1 protein-coding gene is annotated in these 231 nt (G+C 72.3%); it reads right to left on the reverse strand.

Annotation, left to right across the window (positions count from 1 at the left end; genetic code table 11):
- On the reverse strand, positions 1 to 231 hold a 231-nt coding region (locus tag AC0IVP_RS22275; RefSeq protein ID WP_471759325.1), incomplete at both ends, for an EscU/YscU/HrcU family type III secretion system export apparatus switch protein.

The following is a 231-nucleotide window of genomic DNA, read 5'->3' on the forward strand; positions in this document are numbered from 1 at the left end:
GCTGCTCGCCCCGGCCTCGGGACGGCGGGCGACCGCACCGATCTGCACGAAGAGCCGGCGCGCCCCGTCGCAGGAGCTGCTGACCATGAACGGCAGCAGGAAGCTGGCCGCGCCCACGCCCAGCCAGGTGCCCAGCTCCTGGGTGCGGGGGACGTCGCCGGCCCTGCGTGCCTTCTTGAGGCGTTCGGGAGTCGGTTTCTCTGTCTTCTCACCACCCGGTCCGTCCTTGGC

It is taken from the genome of Klenkia sp. AC732 (genome assembly GCF_979256525.1).